Here is a 2,355-nt window from a genome sequence, read left to right on the forward strand (position 1 = left end):
CGGGTGTGTCTCAGTGGGCTGAGCGTCTATTCATTTCTGCAACGGTTGATGGCTCAAACTACGGCCGAGAACAAATGGTCGATTACAATGCGCCATTCATCTACGACAAGCGCGCTATATGGCGTCGCGTTGGCCGAGTCAGGAAGAATATCGGCTTCAAGGTGCGCGTGATTACCCGCTCACCGGTAACTCTATCGGACTGCTCATTGAGGATCGAATAATGGCTGATGATGGATTGAAAGAACCAGTAATCATCCAGGCTACGCGCATCGATGCCACTCTCCTGCCTCGCAATATCTTCTCCCAGCCTTACCTACTTTACGTCATTCAACAGGGAACCGACCTGGGCAACGTGGCGGGAAAGGCCAATGAAGCTGGTCAGGGGGCATGGGACGCCCAGAAGAAGAACGACGAGCAGGATTTGGTTCTGGCAAACCATGAGTCGCGAATAACAGCTGCAGAGGCGACGCTCGTCAACCATGAGCAACGCATCACAGCTGCTGAAGCGACCTTGGTTGATCATGAGACGCGAATCACAGCCGCAGAAGCTGAGCTTGTAGACCACGAAACGAGGATTTCTGCCAACGAAGCGGAACTGGCTAACCATGAAACGCGTATAACCCAGAACACCACGGATATTGCAGGCCTTACCGTCCGCATGGTGACGGTTGAGAGCAACATTACATCGCTGCAAACCAATGTCGCATCACTGACAACACGCGTCACTACTGCAGAAGGCAATATCACTACTCTGCAGGGAAAGGTTTCAACCATCGAAACCAACTATGTATCTAAGGCTGTATCAACTAGCCAATCGGTGCAGTCCTCTGGCGGTTCGTTCCTCGTAGGCAACATTGCAACGCCAACCACTGACAAGCTGCAAGTTGGCGGCAGCGTTAATGCCGTTTCTTACAAAGTGGCAGGCATTCAGGTTGTCGGAGCGCAACGAACAGGATGGACGGCAGCAACCGGCACTGCGTACCGCGGAGCATTCGACGCTAACCAGGCATGGACGATTGGGATTCTGGACATCGTTCAGATACAGCAGATCGCCAACTCCCTTACTCAGGCTCGCCAGCGCATTAAAGCGCTTGAAGATGACCTAAGGGCTCATGGGTTAATAAACTAATGGAAATAAAGCTCATCGATAACCCGGTTAAGCTTGCAGAATTTCTAAATAATCCAGAAACGACAGGAAATATCGTTGATTCCGGTGATAAATATCACATCAAGCCTGATGCGTTTTATCTAGGAATTTACGAGGGATTAGTCTTGACCGGCGTTCATGAAGTCCGCAGTTTCTGGCATAGCGTTGTTGAATGCCACGCGATATATGACCCTGGATTTCGGGGGGAATATGCGTTGAACGGCCACAGGTTATTCTGCAAATGGCTTCTCGAAAACTCTCCATTCCTTAACAGCGTCACGATGGTTCCAGACACTACCAAATATGGCCGAGCAATCATAAGGTTGCTCGGAGCTACGCGCATTGGGCACCTTGATGATGCATATATGAGCAACGGCAAGCCTATTGGCGTCACGTTGTATCAGCTCACTCGTTCGCAGTATGAGGACATGCAGAAATGCTAATTTTCCAGCTTATGAACAAAGTTCGTGATCGCGAAGTGCCCTGCAAAGGCGGGGACAGTGGTGCAGGCGCTCAGGCAGATGCAACTAACCGCGGGATCGATCTGCAGCGCGAGATGTGGCAGACGAACATGCAGAACCTTGCGCCATTCACGCCTCTTGCTCAACAGTACATTGGTCAACTGCAGGGGTTATCTTCACTGCAAGGCCAGCAGTCAGCGCTGAACGATTATTACAACTCAGGTCAATTTAAAGACCTGGCCAATCAAGCCAGGTATCAGCAACTGGCGTCGTCAGAGGCAACTGGAGGTCTTGGCTCATCAGCTACAAGCAACGGGCTGGCGTCTATCGCCCCAATGCTTGGTCAGAACTGGCTCACAGGTCAGATGAACAACTACCAGAACCTAGCAAATATCGGTCTTGGTGCATTGCAGGGGCAGGCAAATGCCGGTCAGTCCTATGCGAACAATACCGGACAGTTGTTACAACAGCAGGCAGGTCTAGCTGCGGCTAATGCTAATCGGCCATCAAAATTCGGCGGAGCCCTCCAGGGTGCAGCAGCAGGCGCAGCCGCTGGCACTGCGATTATGCCGGGCTGGGGTACTGCTATTGGCGCAGGGGTTGGCGCGCTTGGCTCACTGTTTTAAGGGGCAATCATGGCAACGTGGCAACAAGGTAACGCAGGCAGTTTGCTGGCTGGTATCGGCACCAACAATACGAACGCTCCGCAGGCCAGCGATGCAAATGCTGCTCTAGGATTTATCAGAG

General features: G+C 52.0%; 5 protein-coding genes. All 5 read left to right on the forward strand.

Going from position 1 to position 2,355, the window contains the following annotated elements; genetic code table 11:
- Positions 1-221, forward strand: a 221-nt coding sequence (locus AB0442_RS42210) for a packaged DNA stabilization protein (RefSeq protein ID WP_366168810.1), incomplete at its 5' end; no start/stop codon positions are given.
- Complete coding sequence (locus AB0442_RS42215) at positions 221-1,129, forward strand: hypothetical protein (RefSeq protein ID WP_350590098.1); 909 nt, start codon at positions 221-223, stop codon at positions 1,127-1,129. The genes AB0442_RS42210 and AB0442_RS42215, both read left to right, overlap by 1 nt.
- Positions 1,129-1,590: a DUF2824 family protein gene (locus tag AB0442_RS42220; RefSeq protein WP_350590099.1), complete on the forward strand. Its 462-nt coding sequence runs from the start codon at positions 1,129-1,131 to the stop codon at positions 1,588-1,590. The genes AB0442_RS42215 and AB0442_RS42220 overlap by 1 nt, the downstream gene beginning before the upstream one ends.
- The gene (locus tag AB0442_RS42225) at positions 1,584-2,234 is read left to right on the forward strand and encodes a hypothetical protein (protein WP_350590100.1); all 651 of its coding nucleotides are present in this window, start codon (positions 1,584-1,586) and stop codon (positions 2,232-2,234) included. Before AB0442_RS42220 ends, AB0442_RS42225 begins: the two co-directional genes overlap by 7 nt.
- Before the next feature lie 9 nt (positions 2,235-2,243).
- The coding region (locus AB0442_RS42230; RefSeq protein WP_366168811.1) for a phage DNA ejection protein at positions 2,244-2,355 on the forward strand (112 nt) is incomplete at its 3' end.

Source organism: Kitasatospora sp. NPDC085895, from assembly GCF_040702125.1.
In the GTDB taxonomy this organism is placed as follows: Bacteria; Actinomycetota; Actinomycetes; order Streptomycetales; family Streptomycetaceae; genus Kitasatospora; species Kitasatospora arboriphila.

Excerpts from the sequence above, each read along its gene's own strand:
- AB0442_RS42215 (WP_350590098.1), top strand. The coding sequence starts at position 221 with ATGGCTGATGATGGATTGAAAGAACCAGTAATCATCCAGGCTACGCGC.
- AB0442_RS42220 (WP_350590099.1), top strand. The coding sequence starts at position 1,129 with ATGGAAATAAAGCTCATCGATAACCCGGTTAAGCTTGCAGAATTTCTA.
- AB0442_RS42225 (WP_350590100.1), top strand. The coding sequence starts at position 1,584 with ATGCTAATTTTCCAGCTTATGAACAAAGTTCGTGATCGCGAAGTGCCC.